The 17,981-nt window shown below is 71.6% G+C and carries 14 protein-coding genes and 2 pseudogenes; 12 read left to right on the forward strand and 4 right to left on the reverse strand.

All coding sequences use genetic code 11. The features are described 5' to 3' along the window. Positions 1 to 110: 110 nt before the first annotated feature. Positions 111 to 1,055, forward strand: a complete 945-nt coding sequence (locus tag LJB74_RS07855) for an A/G-specific adenine glycosylase (RefSeq protein ID WP_259308004.1) — start codon at positions 111 to 113, stop codon at positions 1,053 to 1,055. Between the two features lie 29 nt (positions 1,056 to 1,084). On the opposite strand, the gene LJB74_RS07860 is transcribed toward LJB74_RS07855, so the two are convergent. Beyond that, positions 1,085 to 1,612 carry an amino-acid N-acetyltransferase gene (locus tag LJB74_RS07860; RefSeq protein ID WP_259308005.1) on the reverse strand — a complete coding sequence of 176 codons (528 nt, stop codon included), beginning with the start codon at positions 1,610 to 1,612 and terminating at the stop codon, positions 1,085 to 1,087. Positions 1,613 to 1,659: 47 nt separating this feature from the next. After that, the gene (locus LJB74_RS07865) at positions 1,660 to 2,724 is read right to left on the reverse strand and encodes a sugar-binding transcriptional regulator (protein ID WP_259308006.1); all 1,065 of its coding nucleotides are present in this window, start codon (positions 2,722 to 2,724) and stop codon (positions 1,660 to 1,662) included. 92 nt (positions 2,725 to 2,816) lie between these two features. Here LJB74_RS07865 and LJB74_RS07870 point away from each other — a divergent pair, with 92 nt between their 5' ends. The 8 genes from LJB74_RS07870 to LJB74_RS07905 all read left to right on the forward strand — a co-directional run bounded on the left by LJB74_RS07870 (position 2,817) and on the right by LJB74_RS07905 (position 11,250). Further along, a complete protein-coding gene (locus LJB74_RS07870) occupies positions 2,817 to 4,586 on the forward strand; it encodes a glycerol-3-phosphate dehydrogenase/oxidase (protein ID WP_259308007.1) in 1,770 nt (589 codons plus the stop codon). An 88-nt stretch (positions 4,587 to 4,674) separates the two neighbouring features. Continuing rightward, complete coding sequence (locus tag LJB74_RS07875; RefSeq protein WP_259308008.1) at positions 4,675 to 5,409, forward strand: MIP/aquaporin family protein; 735 nt, start codon at positions 4,675 to 4,677, stop codon at positions 5,407 to 5,409. 43 nt (positions 5,410 to 5,452) lie between these two features. Next, positions 5,453 to 6,970, forward strand: a complete 1,518-nt coding sequence (gene glpK / locus LJB74_RS07880) for a glycerol kinase GlpK (protein ID WP_259308009.1) — start codon at positions 5,453 to 5,455, stop codon at positions 6,968 to 6,970. A 190-nt stretch (positions 6,971 to 7,160) separates the two neighbouring features. Further along, on the forward strand, positions 7,161 to 7,907 hold the full coding sequence (locus LJB74_RS07885; protein WP_259308010.1) for an IclR family transcriptional regulator: 747 nt from the start codon (positions 7,161 to 7,163) through the stop codon (positions 7,905 to 7,907). A gap of 185 nt (positions 7,908 to 8,092) precedes the next feature. Beyond that, the gene (locus LJB74_RS07890) at positions 8,093 to 9,112 is read left to right on the forward strand and encodes a thiamine pyrophosphate-dependent dehydrogenase E1 component subunit alpha (RefSeq protein WP_259308011.1); all 1,020 of its coding nucleotides are present in this window, start codon (positions 8,093 to 8,095) and stop codon (positions 9,110 to 9,112) included. A 10-nt stretch (positions 9,113 to 9,122) separates the two neighbouring features. Beyond that, positions 9,123 to 10,169, forward strand: a complete 1,047-nt coding sequence (locus LJB74_RS07895) for an alpha-ketoacid dehydrogenase subunit beta (protein WP_259308012.1) — start codon at positions 9,123 to 9,125, stop codon at positions 10,167 to 10,169. Beyond that, positions 10,166 to 10,402 (forward strand): lipoyl domain-containing protein, encoded by a 237-nt coding sequence (locus LJB74_RS07900; RefSeq protein WP_259308013.1) that lies wholly within the window; start codon positions 10,166 to 10,168, stop codon positions 10,400 to 10,402. Before LJB74_RS07895 ends, LJB74_RS07900 begins: the two co-directional genes overlap by 4 nt. Positions 10,403 to 10,533: 131 nt before the next feature. Beyond that, positions 10,534 to 11,250, forward strand: coding sequence for an amino acid deaminase (locus LJB74_RS07905; protein WP_259308014.1), 717 nt, complete (start codon positions 10,534 to 10,536; stop codon positions 11,248 to 11,250). Here LJB74_RS07905 and LJB74_RS07910 read toward each other — a convergent pair. After that, positions 11,223 to 13,445: an MMPL family transporter gene (locus LJB74_RS07910; protein ID WP_259308015.1), complete on the reverse strand. Its 2,223-nt coding sequence runs from the start codon at positions 13,443 to 13,445 to the stop codon at positions 11,223 to 11,225. The two genes, LJB74_RS07905 and LJB74_RS07910, sit on opposite strands and share 28 nt — an antisense overlap. Before the next feature lie 175 nt (positions 13,446 to 13,620). Between LJB74_RS07910 and LJB74_RS07915 the strand changes: the two genes are divergently transcribed. Next, positions 13,621 to 14,196, forward strand: a complete 576-nt coding sequence (locus LJB74_RS07915) for a TetR/AcrR family transcriptional regulator (RefSeq protein WP_259308016.1) — start codon at positions 13,621 to 13,623, stop codon at positions 14,194 to 14,196. Positions 14,197 to 14,314: 118 nt separating this feature from the next. Beyond that, a pseudogene (gene recQ / locus LJB74_RS07920) lies at positions 14,315 to 16,149 on the forward strand (DNA helicase RecQ). Between the two features lie 109 nt (positions 16,150 to 16,258). On the opposite strand, the gene LJB74_RS07925 reads toward recQ, so the two are convergent. Continuing rightward, a complete protein-coding gene (locus tag LJB74_RS07925) occupies positions 16,259 to 17,290 on the reverse strand; it encodes an aldo/keto reductase (protein WP_259308017.1) in 1,032 nt (343 codons plus the stop codon). Between the two features lie 43 nt (positions 17,291 to 17,333). On the opposite strand from LJB74_RS07925, the pseudogene LJB74_RS07930 reads away from it, so the two are divergent. Then, positions 17,334 to 17,797, forward strand: a pseudogene (locus tag LJB74_RS07930) (tRNA (cytidine(34)-2'-O)-methyltransferase). Positions 17,798 to 17,981: the final 184 nt, after the last annotated feature.

Below are 17,981 nucleotides of genomic sequence, written 5' to 3' on the forward strand. Positions count from 1 at the left end.
CGGACGGGCGGGGACCTGCACACGGACCGCGTCATCGCCACGGTAGGACGACCGGGCCCGGGCGCGGGCGGGGCACGCCGTCCGTCCGCGATCCGGGAGAGGATGCCGTCATGGCCCCCGCTCACGACGACTCGACCACCTCGGCGCTCGCCGAGGCCGACGCGCTGACCGACGCCGTGCTCACCTGGTTCGGGTCGCACGCCCGTGACCTCCCGTGGCGCGCGGCCGGGTGCACCGCGTGGGGCGTGCTCGTGAGCGAGATCATGCTCCAGCAGACGCCGGTGGTCCGCGTCGAGCCGGCCTGGCGGGCCTGGATCGCGCGGTGGCCGAGGCCCGTCGACCTCGCGGAGGCCTCGACCGCCGACGTCCTGCGCGCGTGGGACCGTCTCGGCTACCCACGGCGCGCGCTGCGGCTCCAGGAGTGCGCGCGGGCGATCGTCGACGTGCATGCGGGGCGGGTGCCCGACACCGAGGAGGCCCTCGTGGCACTCCCGGGGATCGGTCCGTACACCGCCGCTGCTGTCGTCGCGTTCGCGTACCGTCGCCGTTCCGTCGTCCTGGACACCAACGTGCGCCGGGTGATCGCCCGGGCGGTCGACGGCGAGGCACTGCCGACGCCGACGCTGACGGCGGGCGAGCGCAGGCGGGCCGACGCCCTCACCCCCCGCGACGACGCCCGCTCCGCCGCCTGGGCCGCGGCGTCGATGGAGCTCGGGGCGCTGGTGTGCACCGCTCGGTCACCGCGGTGCGACGCGTGCCCGGTCGCCGACCTGTGCCGGTGGCGGGCGGACGGGTACCCCGGTGATGCGCACGCCCACCGCCGACGCACGCAGCCGTGGACGGGCACGGACCGGCAGGCGCGGGGTCGGATCATGGCCGAGCTCCGCGCGGCGGACCACCCGGTCCCCGAGCCCGAGCTCGCACGGGTGTGGCCGGACCACGAGCAGCGTGCGCGGGCCCTCGACGGACTCGTCGACGACGGCCTGGTCCGGCGCGAGGTCGCCGTGGTGCCCGACGGCGACCCCACCCCTCCGCTGGTGAGCCTCCCTCGCTGACCCGGCCCGGCGGCGGGCGCAGGGGTCCGTCAGTCGAGCTCGAGAAGCATCCGCGTGTTGCCGAGCGTGTTCGGCTTGACGTGCGCAAGGTCGAGGAACTCCGCGACACCGTCGTCGTGCGACCGCAGCAGCTCCGCGTAGACGTCGGGCGACACGGGCGTGCCCTCGATCACCGCGAAGCCGTGCGCGGCGAAGAAGTCGACCTCGAAGGTCAGGCAGAACAGCCGGCGGAGCCCGAGGTCCCGGGCCCGGTCGATCAGGGCGGCCAGGAGGGCGTGCCCGACGCCCCGGGAACGCCAGGACCGGTCGACCGCGAGCGTCCGGATCTCGGCGAGGTCCTGCCACATCACGTGCAGCGCACCGCAACCGATCACCTGGGCGCGCCCGTCGGGGTCGACCGCCGACTCCGCTACCACGAACTCCTGGACGGCCTCGTAGTACCCGACCCACTCCTTGGCCAGCAGGATGCGCTCGTTCGCGTAGGGAGAGACCAGTGCGCCGATCGCGCGGACGTCGGCCGGACGGGCGGAACGGATGTGCAGGTCGTCGAGGGACACGGCCTCACCGTACGGCGATCCGGTCGCGACGCGAAGAGCGGTCCACGTCAGCGTGCGCCGTCGCGACCGACCGGGCCGGGTCGCACCGCCGCTCCCGCGGTCGACGGCCCGACGAGCGCCCCGCCCCGCGGCCGGCCGCGCGAAGCGACGTCGTAGGCCGGTCCGGCGATCGACAGGAGGGCGGTGGCGGTGACCTCGTCCACGACCAGATCGGTGACGACGTCCGCGTGCAGGGCGGCGAGGAGCGGAACCGCCTTGTTGTCGCCGGCGACGACGCACACCCGTCGAGGGATCCGTTGGAGCTCCGCCGGGGTCGGGCCGGTCGCGCGCGCGTTCAGGTGCACGTCCCGGTAGCTCCCGTCGGCGCGGAGGAACACGGTGCACACGTCCCCGACGACGCCCTCGTCGTGGAGCATGCGGATGTCGTCCTCGTCGAGGTAGCCGGCGGAGTACACGTGGCTCGGCACCGCCCCGGCGACGGCACCGACCGAGAACAGCGCGATGTCGGCACGGTGCTGCACGTCGAGCACCCGCTGCACCGACCGTTCACGCCACATCGCGGCCTTGGTCTCGGGGTAGTCGAAGAACGCCGGAACCGAGAATTGGTGCATAGCGGCACCGAACGCCGCCCCGAAGCTCGAGATCAGGTCGCCCGCGTACTCGATGCCGCTGGTGCGGGTGTTGGCCGCTCCGTTGAGCTGGACGACGGCCGCGCCCCGGGTCGGTTTGGGGGTCAGGTGCCTGCTGATCGCCGCGAGCGTCGTCCCCCAGGCGATCCCGAGCACCATGTCGGAGTCGAACCAGGAGGCGAGCAGCCGGGCCGACGCCATCGCGGCCTGCTCGAGGCGTTCGACCTCGTTCGCATGGTCCGGGACAGGCACGACGTATGCGTCGATGCCGAATCTCGCCGCGATCGCGCGGCCGAGCCCGGGGGCCCGCGTGCTCGCCGGACGGAGCGTGATCTCGACCAGACCGGTCTCCCTCGCGCGCTTGATCAGTCGGGACACCGTCGAGCGTGAGGTGTTGAGCTGCCGGGCGATGACCTCCATCTTCATGTCCTGGAGGTAGTACATGGACGCAGCCCGCAAGACGTCCTGCTCCCGCTCTGCCATGACCCCTCCCGATTTTGCACGTTTGTGCACCTTGGTTGCGCATCCGTTCGTCCCGTGATGACCATAGCGACTGAACCCCGAGGAGGCACACGATGACGGTGACCGGACTGACCGCACAGGCGCGGTCCAACGCGTTGGACGCTCTGCGTGCAAGCAGCGCCGCAGGCCACGAGCTGGACGTCCTGGTCGTCGGAGGCGGAGTCACCGGAGCCGGCATCGCGCTCGACGCGATCACCCGCGGTCTGACCGTCGGCATCGTCGAGGCGCAGGACTGGGCGAGCGGCACGTCGAGCCGGTCGAGCAAGCTCGTGCACGGCGGCCTGCGCTACCTCCAGATGCTCGACTTCCACCTGGTCCGCGAGGCCCTGACCGAGCGCGACCTCCTGATCACGCGGCTGGCACCGCACCTCGTCAAGCCGGTCTCGTTCCTCTACCCGCTCGAGCACCGCGTCTGGGAACGCGCGTACGTCGGCGCCGGCGTCGCCCTCTACGACACGCTCGCCAGCGTCAACGGGCGGCGGCGCGCGCTCCCGATCCACCGCCACCTCACTCGTGGCGGCATGGAGAAGCTCTTCCCCGACCTCAAGCACGACGCCGCGATCGGCGCGGTCCGGTACTGGGACGCCTCGGTCGACGACGCGCGTCTCACCTCGACCCTGATCCGCACCGCCGTGCACTACGGCGCCCACGCCGCGTCCCGGACCCAGGTCGTCGCGATGTCCACCAACGCGATCGGAACCGTCACCGGCGCCACGATCAAGGACCTCGAGTCCGGCGAGCAGATGGAGGTCCGCGCCCACTCCGTCATCAACGCGACCGGCGTGTGGACCGAGCAGACCGAGGCGCTCGCCGGCAGCGAGGGCGGCCTGCGCGTGCTCGCCTCGAAGGGCATCCACATCGTGGTGCCGCGGGACCGGATCGCCGGCGACGTCGGGCTGATCCTGCAGACCGAGAAGAGCGTGCTGTTCATCATCCCGTGGTCCCGCTACTGGGTGATCGGCACGACCGACACCCCGTGGACGCAGGAGCTCCAGCACCCGGTCGCGACGTCTGCGGACATCGACTACGTGATCGACCACGCCAACGCGGTCCTGTCGCGTCCGATCACCCGCGCCGACGTCATCGGGCACTGGGCCGGGCTCCGCCCGCTGCTGCAGCCGGGCACCAAGGAGGGGACCTCGTCCGCGAAGGTCTCCCGCGAGCACACCGTGGCATCGCCCGCCCCGGGCCTGGTCGTGATCGCCGGCGGCAAGCTCACCACGTACCGGGTGATGGCCAAGGACGCCGTCGACTTCGCCCTGGGCGAGCGGGCGGCGACCTCGCCGTCGATCACCGACCGGGTCCCGCTCCTCGGGGCCGAGGGGCTCACGGTGCTCCAGCGCAAGTCGCGGTCGATCGCCAAGCAGTACGGGTGGAACCAGTTCCGCATGGACCACCTGCTGCACCGCTACGGATCACTGCTCCCGGAGCTGCTCGCGATGGTCGACGCCGACCCGTCGCTCGGCGAGCCCCTCGAGGGTGCGCCGGCCTACCTCGCCGTCGAGGTCGCCTACGCCGCCACGCACGAGGGCGCCCTGCACCTCGACGACGTCATGATGCACCGGACCCGCCTGAACTACGAGCAGGCCGACCGTGGGCTCGCGGCGGTCGAGCAGATCGCCGACATCCTCACCCCCCTGCTCGGCTGGGACAAGGCCCAGCGCGCGAAGGAGATCTCCATCTACCGCGAGCGTGCCGAGGCCGAGGAGGCCGCGGAGCACGAGCTCGACGACGAGAGTGCCGAGATCGTCAGGCTGCGGGCCGCCGAGCTCGCGCCTATGGTCAGCATTGCGGCAGGTTCGTCGGTCGGCGGTCACAGCTAGCTCTCAGGCGCTCTGCGCCCCCCGAACTCCTCGTGCCTGCGCGCGAGGTGCACGTGACAACGACGTCCGTCAAGAAATGAGGCTCATCGTGGATCCATCGCTTGGCCAGGTATTCATCTCAGAGGTCCTGGGAACGGGGATGCTGCTGCTGCTCGGTGGCGGCGTGGTGGCGAACGTCATCCTCCCGAAGAACAAGGGCTTCGACAGCGGCTGGGTCGTCATCACCTTCGGGTGGGGACTCGCAGTCTTCTCCGGCGTCTACGTCGCGTTCCGCTCGGGTGCGCACCTGAACCCGGCCGTGACCATCGGGCTCCTCGCGGACGGCGCGAAGAACTACGCGACCGGCGTCCCCGTGTCGTTCAGCAGCACCATGGTGTATCTCGCAGGTGAGATGGTCGGTGCCTTCCTCGGTGCCGTCCTCGTCTTCCTCGCCTACAAGAAGCACTTCGACGAGAATGCCGACCCGGCCACCAAGCTGGGCGTCTTCTCCACCGGGCCCGCCATCCGCTCGTACGGCTGGAACTTCGTGACCGAGCTCATCGGCACCTTCGTCCTGGTCTTCGTCATCCTCGTCTTCGGCAAGACCCCGTCGGGTCTCGGCCCGCTCGCCGTGGCGCTCCTCGTGGTCGCGATCGGCATGAGCCTCGGTGGCCCGACCGGTTACGCCATCAACCCTGCCCGTGACCTCGGTCCGCGCATCGCGCACGCCCTCCTCCCGATCAAGGGCAAGGGCTCCAGCGACTGGGCGTACTCCTGGGTGCCGGTCTTCGGCCCGCTCGCCGGTGCCGTGATCGCCGGCCTCCTCGCCCGCGTCTACGTCTGATCCTCCGCCGCAGTACTCTCACCGTCGAGAAGGAACACCACTCATGGCTGACTATGTCATTGCGATCGACCAGGGAACGACCAGCTCACGCGCCATCATCTTCAACCACTCGGGCACCATCGTGGAGACGGGCCAGCTCGAGCACGAGCAGATCTTCCCCCGCGCAGGCTGGGTCGAGCACAACCCCGTAGAGATCTGGAACAACGTCCGCGAGGTCGTCGGGCTGGCGCTCACCCGCGCCAACCTGACCCACCGGGACATCGCTGCCGTCGGCATCACCAACCAGCGTGAGACCACGGTGGTCTGGGACAAGACGACCGGCGAACCCGTCTACAACGCGATCGTCTGGCAGGACACGCGTACCCAGAAGATCGCCGAGGAGCTCGGTGCCCTCGGTGGCGGGGCCGACCGCTACAAGGCCAAGGTCGGTCTGCCGCTCGCGACGTACTTCTCCGGGCCGAAGGTGAAGTGGATCCTCGACAACGTCGAGGGCGCACGTGAGAAGGCCGAGCGGGGCGACCTCCTGTTCGGCAACACCGACGCATGGGTGCTGTGGAACATGACCGGCGGTGTCGACGGCGGCGTGCACGTCACCGACCCGACGAACGCGTCGCGCACGATGCTCATGGACCTGGCGACGCTGACGTGGGACGCGGACATCGCGGCGGACATGACGATCCCGCTGTCGATGCTGCCGACCATCAAGTCCTCGTCCGAGGTCTACGGCTACGGCCGTGAGGGCGGGATGGTCCCGGGGGTGCCGATCTCCGGCATCCTCGGCGACCAGCAGGCGGCGACGTTCGGCCAGGCGTGCTTCGAGGTCGGTACCGCGAAGAACACGTACGGCACGGGCAACTTCATGCTCCTCAACACGGGCACGACGCCCATCCCGTCGAAGAACGGCCTGCTCACCACCGTCTGCTACAAGATCGGCGACCAGCCGACGGTGTACGCCCTCGAGGGCTCGATCGCGGTGTCGGGCTCGCTGGTCCAGTGGCTGCGCGACAACCTGGGGCTGATCTCCTCGGCCCCGGAGATCGAGGCGCTGGCCGGAACGGTCGAGAACAACGGTGGCGCGTACTTCGTGCCGGCGTTCTCGGGCCTCTTCGCACCGTACTGGCGGGCGGACGCACGCGGTGCGCTCGTCGGCCTGACGCGGTACGTCAACAAGGGTCACATCGCCCGCGCCGTCCTGGAGGCCACCGCCTTCCAGACGCGCGAGGTCCTGGATGCCATGAACGCCGACTCCGGCGTCGACCTGACCGAGCTCAAGGTCGACGGTGGCATGGTCCAGAACGAGACCCTCATGCAGTTCCAGGCGGACATCCTCGGTGTCCCGGTGATCCGGCCGCAGGTGGCCGAGACCACGGCCCTCGGTGCGGCCTACGCGGCCGGCATCGCGGTCGGGTTCTGGAGCGGCGAGCAGGACGTGATCGACAACTGGGCCGAGGACAAGCGCTGGACGCCGGCGATGGCCGACGACGAGCGCGACCGTCAGTACCGGCTCTGGAAGAAGGCCGTCACCAAGACCTTCGACTGGATGGACGACGACGTGGTGTGAGCCGACCCGTCGCCGACGGTGGCCCGTCCTGCATCTGCGGGGCGGGCCACCGCCATGTCTGCGCCCGTGCCCACCCGTGCCCACCCCTGCCCGCCCGTGCCCACCGGTTCCCATCGTGCCTGCCGCGCCTCGTCTCGCCTTCCCGCGCCGGACCCGGCGCTCGGCGCTAGCCTGACGCCAGGAGGATGCGATGACGCACGAGCCGACGCTGATCGCCTCGGTGCAGCGGGCGCTGCACCTGCTCGACGCCGTCGGTGCGGCCGACCGTCCGCTGCCGGCCAAGGCGTTGGCCCGTCGGACCGGCCAGCCTCTCGGCACGACCTACCACCTGCTCCGCACGCTCGTTCACGAGGGCTACCTGACCCGGGTCGAGGGGCTCGGGTACGTGCTCGGGGACCGGATCCCCGCTCTGTCCGCCGGACCGGGCCGGGCGGCGACCGCCGTGGCCCAGGCGCACGAGGTGCTCCAGGCGCTGCACGTGGAGACGTCCGCCGCGGCGTACCTCACGACGATGGAGGACGGGGAGATCCACCTCACGGACGTCGTCGACAGCGCAGCCGCACCGCGCGTCGACCTGTGGGTGGACTTCCACGACGCGGCGCACGCGACCGCCGTCGGCAAGGCCATCCTGGCGGCCCTCGACGAGTCGCGGCGGCGCGACTACCTCGGCGACCACGCCCTGACCGACCTGACCCCGCACACGGTGACCGACCGCCGGGTGCTGCTGCGCCAGCTCACCACGGCGGGCGAGTTCTCCGTCGACCGTGAGGAGTACGCCCTCGGCACCGCCTGTCTGGCGGTCGCGGTGCCGTCGACCTCCTGGACCGGGGCGGTCGCGATGTCGGTGCCGGTGCGGCACGCCGACCGGCTCCTGGTGCACCGGGCGTCGCTGCGGCGCGCGGCCCGAGAGATCGCCGTCGGCGCCGTGAGCGTCTGAGATCGCCTTCGGCGCTGTCCTCGTCTGAGATCGCCTTCGGCGCTGTCCTCGTCTGAGATCGCCGTCGGCGCCGTCGCTGCCCGAGGTCGCCTCCGGCTCTGTCACCATCTGAACGACCCACCGTTGCCGCGCGGGCAGCACCGTCGCAGAGTCGTGATGAGGACAACGACGTCTGGAGGCGTGCCATGACCACCACGACACCTGGCCGACCGCACCCGATGCAGGCCGGTCTGGACGGCCCGGCGAGAGTCGACCTGTACCGCACGATGGTGCTGATCCGCACCTTCGAAGAGGCGATCCGGCGCGAGTACTACGCCGACAAGGGCCCGGGCTTCGACATCGGCAAGGGACTGGTCCCGGGCGAGATGCACCTCGCGGCGGGTCAGGAGCCCGTCGCCGTGGGTGTGTGCGCCCACCTCACGACCGACGACGCGGTCACCGCGACGCACCGTCCGCACCACTTCGCGATCGCCCACGGCATGGACCTCAAGGCGATGGCGGCGGAGATCTTCGGACGGGAGACGGGGCTCGGCCACGGCCGTGGCGGTCACATGCACCTGTTCGACCCCGCGACGCACTTCTCCTGCTCGGGGATCATCGCCGAGGGGTACCCACCGGCCCTCGGGCAGGCCTTCGCGTTCCGGCACCAGGGCACCGACCGGGTCGTCGTCGCGGTGACCGGCGAGGGCGCCGCCAACCAGGGCGCCTTCCACGAGTCGCTCAACCTGGCGGCGCTCTGGAAGCTGCCGGTGGTCTTCGTCGTCGAGGACAACGAGTGGGGCATCTCGGTGCCGCGGTCGGCGTCGACCAGCGTGCACTCGAACGCGACGCGCGGCGTCTCCTACGGCATCCCCGCGGAACGGATCCGCGAGAACGACGTCGAGGCCGTCCACCTCGCCGCGTCGCAGGCGGTGGCGCGGGCCCGCGCGGGCGAGGGCCCGACGCTGCTCGAGGTCCACACCCTGCGCCTGTGGGGTCACTTCGAGGGCGACGCGCAGGGCTACCGCGGCGACCTCGACGACGTCCCGGCGCGCGACCCGATCCCGGCGTACCGCGCGACCCTCGGAGCGGCCGGACTGCTGGACGACGCCGCCGCGCAGCAGATCGCCGAGGAGGCGAGCACCCGGGTGGAGGACGCGGTCACCTTCGCCAAGGACAGCCCGCTGCCCGACCCGGCCGACGCCGGCTCGTACGTGTTCGCGTGAGGAGGAGATCATGACCATCATCGAGCAGCCGGTCGACACGGCTCCGCAGAGCAGCCACCGCCTCACCACGTCGAAGGCGATGGTCGAGGGCATCGAGATCGAGATGGCGCGCGACCCGTCCGTCATCTACCTCGGCGAGGACGTCGGGGCGTACGGCGGGATCTTCAGCTCGACGACCGGCCTGCTGGACAGGTTCGGCCCCGAGCGGGTGATCGACACCCCGATCTCCGAGACCGCGTTCATCGGTCTCGGCATCGGCGCGGCGGTCGAGGGCATGCGGCCGATCGTCGAGCTCATGTTCGCCGACTTCATGGGCGTGTGCCTGGACCAGATCTACAACCACATGGCCAAGATCCACTACGAGTCCGGCGGGAACGTGAAGGTCCCGATGGTCCTCACGACGGCCGTCGGCGGCGGCTACTCCGACGGCGCGCAGCACTCGCAGTGCCTGTGGGGCACGTTCGCGCACCTGCCCGGCATGAAGGTCGTCGTCCCGAGCAACCCGTACGACGCCAAGGGCCTGATGATCTCGGCGATCCGCGACGACAACCCCGTGGTGTACATGTTCCACAAGGGCGTCATGGGTCTGCCGTGGATGGTCAAGAACGCCCGGGCGACGGCGGACGTGCCGGAGGGCGAGTACACCGTGCCGATCGGCGAGGCGAAGGTCGTCCGGCCCGGCAGCGACGTCACGGTCGTGACGCTCTCGCTCTCGGTGCACCACACGCTCGACGTCGCCGAGACGCTCGCGGCGGACGGGATCGACGTCGAGGTGATCGACCTGCGGAGCCTGGTCCCGCTCGACCGCGAGACGATCCTGCGGTCGGTCGGCAAGACGGGCCACCTGGTCGTCGTCGACGAGGACTACCAGTCGTTCGGGCTCTCGGGCGAGATCGCGGCCACCATCACCGACGTCGACCCCGGGATGCTGCGGGCCCCGGTCGCACGGGTCGCGAACCCGGACACCCCGATCCCGTACTCCCACCCGCTCGAGTACGCGATCCTGCCCCGGCAGGACCGTATCGAAGCGGCGATCCGACGGACGGTGAGCCGATGACCGACGTCGTCTTCCCTCCGCTCTCGGCCGAGAGGCCGGACGCGGAGGGAGTCCTCGCGACGTGGTTCGTCGCGGACGGCGAGCACGTGCGCGAGGACCAGCTCATCGCCGAGGTGCAGGTCGACAAGGTCTCCGCGGAGGTCCCGGCGCCCGTCGCCGGGACCATCCACCTGCTCGTCGGCGAGGACGAGGCAGTCGTGCAGGGGACGCCGATCGCGCGCATCGACGCCTGACGCGGCGGCCCGGTCGCGGCGGACTGGTCGCGGCGGACTGGTCGCTGAGGCTCGTTCGCTGAGGCTCGTTCGCTGAGGTCGTCGCTCAGGGCGTCCAGCACCTCGGTGGACGCTGCGTAGACTCTCGCGTCGTGACCGGCACCGGAGGCCAGCCCGACGCGGCGATCGACGACGACGCCCGCCGACACCTCGCCGACGTCTCCACCTGGGCCGCGGCCGCCCCGGACCGGGCGATCGACGCGATCGGCTACCTCGACCCGCAGCTGGCGGTCGACCGTGCGTCCGGGCAGCTCGCGGACTGGGCGCGCTCGACCGTCGTGGACGAGAACACCGGCGAACCCGTCCTCGCCGCGACGGTCCTCCGCGCCCTCGGCGACCGCGCCGGGATCGAGGTCCGCTACCCCACCGCCAACGCCGGGCTCGTCCACGTCTACGGCTACCTGCTCTCCCCCGCCCCCACGCCGTACGGCCCCAAGCGGGCGCGATGGACCGACGGCGACCTGGCCCGGGCGCTCGGCCACCACCCGCACCACTTCCAGCCATGGCGGATCCCCGCGGGCGAGAGCCTGCTCGGGCGCGTGACCGCGAGCGCCCTCCCGATCGCGCGCGGTGACGTGACGGAGCACGGGCTGCTCGCGCGCGAGGACCCCGACGGTCACGGCGGGCTGCTGCGCACCGTGGTCTGGCGCGCCCCGGGGAGCGAGTCCGGTGCGCTCGTCTACGCGCACGTCACCACCCGGTGCCGGCTCGTCACCACGTTCCCGGTGGCGGCCACCCCCGCATGGCTGGCCGCCCTGGAGGCGCAGCCACCCACGCCGCGCTACAACGTGGTGGTCGCGGACTCCTGAGCGAGCCGACGTGTGAGGGCCGCGCCCTCGATGTCGACGTTCGGGAGCACCCGGTCGAGCCACCGCGGGAGCCACCAGGCGCTGTCGCCGAGCAGCGTCATGACCGCCGGGATCAACACCATCCGCACGACCAGTGCGTCGACCAGGATCCCGGCCCCGAGCGCGAACGCCATCGGCGCGACCGTCGTGCTCCCGCCGAACACGAAGGCCACGAACACGGAGACCATGATCACCGCCGCGGCGAGGACCACGCGCGACCCGTGCTCGAACCCGACCAGGACCGCGCGCCGCGCCTCGGCGCCGTGCACGTGCTCCTCCCGCATCCGGGACACCAGGAACACCTCGTAGTCCATCGCGAGCCCGAACAGCACGCCGATGAGGATCACCGGCATGAAGCTGAGCAACGGGCCGGTGGCATTCACGTGGAACACGGAGGCCAGCCACCCCCACTGGTAGACCGCGACCGTCGCCCCGAACGACGCCCCGACCGAGAGCAGGAACCCGATCGCCGCCGTGACCGGGACGAGGATCGACCGGAACGCGACGAGCAGAAGGACCAGCGCGAGCCCGATGACGAGCAGCAGGAAGACCGGGAGCGCCGCAGCGAGCTTGGCCGAGATGTCGATGTTCGCGGCTGCCGTCCCGGTGACCCAGATGACCGTGCCGGTCGAGGTCTCCAGACCCGGGCGCTCGGCGCGAATCGCGTTCACGAGGTCCGCGGTCTCGACGCTCGTGGGGCCGCCCGTGGGGATGACGGTCACGATCGCGGCGGTGTCACCGTCGTTCGGCGTGGGCGGTGCGACCAGGGCGACGTCGGGGAGCTCTCCGAGCTTCCCGGCGATCGTGGCCGCAGCTGCGGACGCACCACCTGACGGGGCATCGACCAGGACGACGAGGGGCCCGTTGAACCCCGGTCCGAAGGTCGTCGCCTGGAGGTCGTAGGCCTGGCGCGCGTGGGACGTCGTCGGCGACTGCCCGTCGGTGGGCAGTCCGAGCCGCAGGCTGAGGGTCGGGACCGCCACCAGTGCGACGCCCGCGATCCCGAGGAGGAGCACGACGACCGGATGACCCGTCACGAGCCTGCCCCATCGGCTCGCGACGAACGTCGCGTCATCCTCGGAGTCCGCTGCACGCGCGTGCCGCGGCGTCAGCCGTGACCCGGCGAAGCCGAGCAGCGCGGGGAGCAGCGTGATCGCGATGAGGACGGCGACTGCGACGGTCACAGCCGCCGCGACGCCCATCACCCCCAGGAACGGGATGCCGACGACGGCGAGCCCGGCGGAGGCGATGACGACGGTCGTCCCGGCGAAGACCACCGCGCTCCCGGCCGTCCCGACCGCGCGCCCGACGGCGTCGAGCGGAGTCTTCCCCTCGGCGAGGAGCGATCGGTAGCGGGACAGGATGAACAACGCGTAGTCGATCCCGACCGCGAGACCGAGCATGAGCGCGAGCGCGAGGGTCGCCGAGGACACCGACGTCCAGGCGGATATCGCGAAGATCCCGGCCGCACCGATGCCGACGCCCAGCAGCGCAGTGAGGATCGGCATCCCGGCAGCGAGCAACGAGCCGAGGGTGATGACGAGGACGACGAGCGCGGCGATCACACCGATCGACTCGGCTCCCGAGAGGATCTCCAGCTTGTCGGCGAACGGGCCGCCGCTGATCGCCGCCTGCCAGCCTGCCTGCTGGGCTGCCGTCACGACGGCCTCGAGGTCGTGGACCGTCGAGGCGGGGACGTCCGCCGCCGGCACCGCCAGCTGGATGTCGGCGTACAGCGCGGAGGCGTTGGGGGCGATGGTCTTCTGGGTGAACGGGTCGCTGACGCCGGTGACACCCGGCACCGCGGCGGCCTGCGCCAGGAACACGCCCGCGGCTTGTGCGGTGGCCGGGTCCGCGACGGTGCTCCCGGCGGGTGCGGCGAGGATGATGCGCGCTGTCGCCGGCGTGGAGGTGGTGTCGGAGCCTCCGAGGGGCCCCTGCGCCGAGGCGTCAGAGAACGCGGCCCCGAAGCGTGCGGCGAGGACCTCCTGCGCGCGGGCGGACTCCGTCCCGGGGATCGAGAACGACTCCTGGAGGTGGGCACCGCTGGTCGCGGCGAGGGTGCCGACAGCGCTGAGCACCACGAGCCATCCCACCAGGACGAACCGGCGACGACGCATCGACCAGCGGCCGAGTCGATACAGAAGCGTGGCCATGACTCTCCTTCTCGGATTCTCGGACATCTGTAGGATAACCGACAGTCGTCGGAATTCTTGCTCGGGCGGATCGTCGGCATACCGTGACCCGGAGGGTCGGCTCGACCGAGCCACCGGCGTGCGGGCCGGGCGGGGCTCGCCCGGGCGGGGAGATGCAGGGGACGGGAGGTCGGGCATGAGCACGCAGGCGGACCCTCGCGTCGTACGCACCCGTCGGTTGCTCCAGGACGCCCTGCTCGAGCTCGCACGCGAGAAGTCCCTCGACGAGATCACGATCGCGGACATCGCCGATCGCGCCGCCGTCAACCGGAGCACCTTCTACCAGCACTACGCCGACAAGGAGACCCTGCTCGCCGACGCTCTCGACGAGCAGGCGGCCGCGGCGGGCGCCGACCTCACTTCACCGGACCTCGTCCTGACCCCCGGCGGAACGACCTCACCCGACCTCGTGCTGCGCTACATCCGACACGTCACGGCGCACGCCGATCTCTACCGCCGCGCCCTCGGCGAGCACGGCTCGCCGATCGTCACCGCGCGGCTGCGGCGCCGCATCACGGCGCTCACCATGACCGGGTACGCGCTGTACGGCCTGGACGAGACCGAGCTCAAGATTCCGGTGGACATCGCCGCGGCAGCGACGGTCGGCTCGTTGCTCGGGATGCTCCTCGCCTGCCTCGAGTCCGAGCCGCCACCCCCGCCGGAGCAGATCGCGGCGTGGATCTGGAGCGAGCTCCCGCGACCGCACGGCTGACCCTGCGCGTCAGTCGGGCACGGTCGCACGGCGGCCGACGTCGGTGGACAACGATCCCGGCGTCGGTGGCGGATCGTAGGGTGGGGACGTGCAGCCTCCTCCCCCGACGGTCGATGACGTGCGCGCCGTCGACCCGGTGACCGACGGCGCACCCGCTGCTCCTCTCGACGTCCTGCGTCGCGTGTTCGGCTACGAGGCGTTCCGTGGCGACCAGGCCGAGATCATCGACACCGTCGTCGCCGGCGGTGACGCGCTCGTCCTGATGCCGACCGGCGGGGGAAGTCCCTGTGCTACCAGGTCCCTGCGCTGGTCCGGCCCGGCACCGGCGTCGTCGTCTCCCCCCTGATCGCCCTCATGCAGGACCAGGTCGACGCGTTGTCGGCCCTCGGTGTCCGCGCCGGGTTCCTCAACTCGACGCAGGACCTCACCGAGCGCCGCCGCGTCGAACGGGCCTTCCTCGACGGCGAGCTCGACCTGCTCTACCTCGCACCCGAGCGGCTGCGGGTCCCGGACACCCTCGACCTGCTCGATCGTGGGACCATCGCGCTGTTCGCGATCGACGAGGCCCACTGCGTCTCCCAGTGGGGCCACGACTTCCGCCCCGACTACCTGCAGCTCTCGGTGCTGCACGAGCGCTGGCCAACGGTCCCGCGCATCGCCCTGACGGCGACCGCGACCGAGGCGACCCACACCGAGATCGCCCAGCGCCTGCAGCTCACCGACGCCCGGCACTTCGTGGCGAGCTTCGACCGCCCCAACATCCAGTACCGGATCGTCGGGAAGGACAAGCCACGCGCACAGCTCGTCGACCTGCTACGCGCCGAGCACCCGGGTGACGCCGGGATCGTCTACTGCCTCTCCCGCGCATCGGTCGAGCAGACCGCGCAGCACCTGGTCGACCACGGCATCCCGGCCCTGCCGTACCACGCCGGCCTCGACGCGCGGGTCCGCGCGGCGCACCAGTCACGGTTCCTGCGCGAGGACGGCCTCGTCATGGTCGCGACGATCGCGTTCGGCATGGGCATCGACAAGCCCGACGTGCGGTTCGTCGCCCACCTGGACCTCCCGAAGTCGGTCGAGGGCTACTACCAGGAGACCGGTCGCGCGGGCCGGGACGGTCTGCCGGCGACGGCCTGGCTCGCCTACGGCCTGCAGGACGTCGTCCAGCAGCGCCGCATGATCGACACCTCCGAGGGCGACGCGACCCACCGTCGGCGCCTCGCCGCGCACCTGGACGCGATGCTCGCGCTGTGCGAGACCGTCACCTGCCGCCGGGTCCAGCTCCTCGCGTACTTCGGCCAGTCCGGGGAGCCGTGCGGGAACTGCGACACGTGCCTGGCACCGCCCGAGTCGTGGGACGGAACCCTCGCCGCCCAGAAGCTGCTCTCGGCCGTCGTGCGCCTCGACCAACGGGGCCAGCGCTACGGCGCCGGTCACGTCGTCGACATCCTGCTCGGACGCACGACCCCCCGGGTCGGTCAGCTCGGTCACGCGTCGCTGAGCGTCTTCGGCATCGGCGCCGACGTCTCGGAAGGCGAGTGGCGGGGCGTCGTGCGGCAGCTGCTCGCGCAGGGGTTGCTCGCCGTCGACGCCGACGGCTACGGCACCCTCCGCCTCACCGAGGCGAGCGCGGACGTGCTCCGTGGCGACCGGTCGGTGCTGCTCCGACGCGAGGCCCCGCGTGCGGCGCGCCCCACGCGGCAGGCCAGGCGCACCGCCGCGACGGACCTCGACGCCGACGCGCTGACCGTGTTCGAGCGGCTGCGGGCCTGGCGCGCCTCGACCGCGAAGACGAAGGGCGTCCCGGCGTACGTCGTCTTCCACGACGCGACGCTGCGCGAGATCGCGACGCGGCTCCCGACCACCCTCGACGAGCTCGGCACCGTCAGCGGTGTCGGCGCCGCCAAGCTCGACACCTACGGAGCCGAGCTCCTCGAGGCGCTCCGCAGCTGATCCCGAGGGATCGTCAGCGCGCAGTCCCGTCAGCGCGCAGTCCCGTCGGCGCGCAGTCCCGTCGGCGCGCAGTCCCGTCAGCGCGAGGTGCGGTCAGCGCGAGGTGCGGTCAGCGCGCAGTCCCGTCCACCGCATACGGCTCGATCGCGGCGAGCTCGTCCGCGGTCAACGGCGGGGCCGCGAGCGCGGCGACGTTGTCCTCGAGCTGGGCGACACTGCTCGCGCCGATGAGCGCCGACGTGACCCGCCGGTCCCGCAGCACCCAGGACAGCGCCAGCTGCGCGAGGGACTGCCCCCGACCGGCCGCGACCTCGTTCAGCGCTCGCGCCCGGGTCAGGTAGGGCTCCGTGATCCGCTCCGGCTTGAGGAAGTGACCGACCGACGCACGCGATCCCGCGGGCACCTCACCGGACAGGTATCGGCTGGTGAGCAGCCCCTGGTGCAGCGGGGAGAACACGATCGCCCCGATCCCCAGGTCACCGACCACGTCGAGCAGGGTCTCCCCCGCGTCATCCGCCTCCGGGATCTCCACGTGCCGGTTGAACATCGAGTACGACGGCTGGTGGATCAGCAGCGGGGTACCGAGGTCCGCCAGCACCCGGGCCGCGGTCCGGGTCTGCGACGGGGAGTAGTTGGAGATCCCGGCGTACAGCGCCCGCCCGCTCGTCACGGCGGTGTGCAGCGCCCCCATGGTCTCCTCGATCGGCACCGACGGGTCGGGGCGGTGGGAGTAGAAGATGTCCACGTAGTCCAGGCCGAGTCGCGCGAGCGACTGGTCGAGAGACGAGAGCAGGTACTTGCGCGAGCCGCCGTCGCCGTAGGGCCCGGGCCACATGTCGTAGCCCGCCTTCGACGAGATGACGAGCTCGTCGCGGTACGGCCGCAGGTCTGCGGCCAGGTGGCGGCCGAAGTTCTCCTCGGCCGAGCCGTACGGCGGGCCGTAGTTGTTCGCCAGGTCGAGGTGCGTCACACCCAGGTCGAACGCGCGACGCAGAACGGCCCGCTGGGTCTCGAACGGCGTCGTGTGACCGAAGTTGTGCCACAGGCCGAGCGACAGCGCCGGCAGGTCGAGCCCGCTGCGACCGCAGCGGCGGTAGGTCATCGTGTCGTAGCGGTCGGCGGCGGCGCTGTACAGGCTCATGCGTCGATCCTATTTGCACCGGAGGACGTGGCAGGATCGCGGCGTGCTGCGCATCGTCTTCTTCGAGCCCCGGATCGCCGGCAACACCGGGAACGCGATCCGGCTGGCCGCCGTGACCGGGCGGAGCTGCACCTCGTCGAGCCGCTCGGCTTCGACCTGTCCGAGCCGAAGCTGCGCCGCGCGGGGCTCGACTACCACGACCTCGCGCACGTCGTCGTGCACCCGGACCTCGCTGCAGCCCTGGCGGCCATGCCCGAGGCGCGGGTCTTCGCCTTCACGACGCAGGCCACGACCCGGTTCACCGACGTCGCGTACCGCGGCGACGACGCCCTGATGTTCGGTCCCGAGCCCACCGGTCTGCCGCCCGAGGTCCTCGAGAACCCCCGGGTGACAGCGCAGCTGAGGATCCCGATGCTGGCCGGTCGGCGGTCGCTGAACCTGTCGAACTCCGCCGCGATCGCCACCTACGAGGCCTGGCGCCAGCTCGGGTTCGACGCCGCTCGATGAGGGCGTCCCGGGCCGACCCGGGTGGACGAGCAGTGCGCGTGGCGGATGGTGCCGGCGACCCCGGTTCGGGGGCCGATCCGGCCCCTCGGCTACCCTGAACGACGAGACGAGCCTCGATCACGGGTTGAGGCGACAGCACGGGCCCTGGTCGCCGCCCCGTTCCGGGGAGGTGAGCCCTGGCCGA

The organism is Cellulomonas sp. P24, assembly GCF_024704385.1.
Classification (GTDB): domain Bacteria; phylum Actinomycetota; class Actinomycetes; order Actinomycetales; family Cellulomonadaceae; genus JAJDFX01.

Bases quoted from the DNA above. Each gene is read 5' to 3' on its own strand.
- LJB74_RS07870 (WP_259308007.1), top strand. From the start codon at position 2,817: ATGACGGTGACCGGACTGACCGCACAGGCGCGGTCCAACGCGTTGGAC.
- LJB74_RS07855 (WP_259308004.1), top strand. From the start codon at position 111: ATGGCCCCCGCTCACGACGACTCGACCACCTCGGCGCTCGCCGAGGCC.
- LJB74_RS07865 (WP_259308006.1), bottom strand. From the start codon at position 2,724: ATGGCAGAGCGGGAGCAGGACGTCTTGCGGGCTGCGTCCATGTACTAC.
- LJB74_RS07890 (WP_259308011.1), top strand. From the start codon at position 8,093: ATGACCACCACGACACCTGGCCGACCGCACCCGATGCAGGCCGGTCTG.
- LJB74_RS07895 (WP_259308012.1), top strand. From the start codon at position 9,123: ATGACCATCATCGAGCAGCCGGTCGACACGGCTCCGCAGAGCAGCCAC.
- LJB74_RS07925 (WP_259308017.1), bottom strand. From the start codon at position 17,290: ATGAGCCTGTACAGCGCCGCCGCCGACCGCTACGACACGATGACCTAC.
- LJB74_RS07915 (WP_259308016.1), top strand. From the start codon at position 13,621: ATGAGCACGCAGGCGGACCCTCGCGTCGTACGCACCCGTCGGTTGCTC.
- LJB74_RS07885 (WP_259308010.1), top strand. From the start codon at position 7,161: ATGACGCACGAGCCGACGCTGATCGCCTCGGTGCAGCGGGCGCTGCAC.
- LJB74_RS07910 (WP_259308015.1), bottom strand. From the start codon at position 13,445: ATGGCCACGCTTCTGTATCGACTCGGCCGCTGGTCGATGCGTCGTCGC.
- glpK (WP_259308009.1), top strand. From the start codon at position 5,453: ATGGCTGACTATGTCATTGCGATCGACCAGGGAACGACCAGCTCACGC.
- LJB74_RS07900 (WP_259308013.1), top strand. From the start codon at position 10,166: ATGACCGACGTCGTCTTCCCTCCGCTCTCGGCCGAGAGGCCGGACGCG.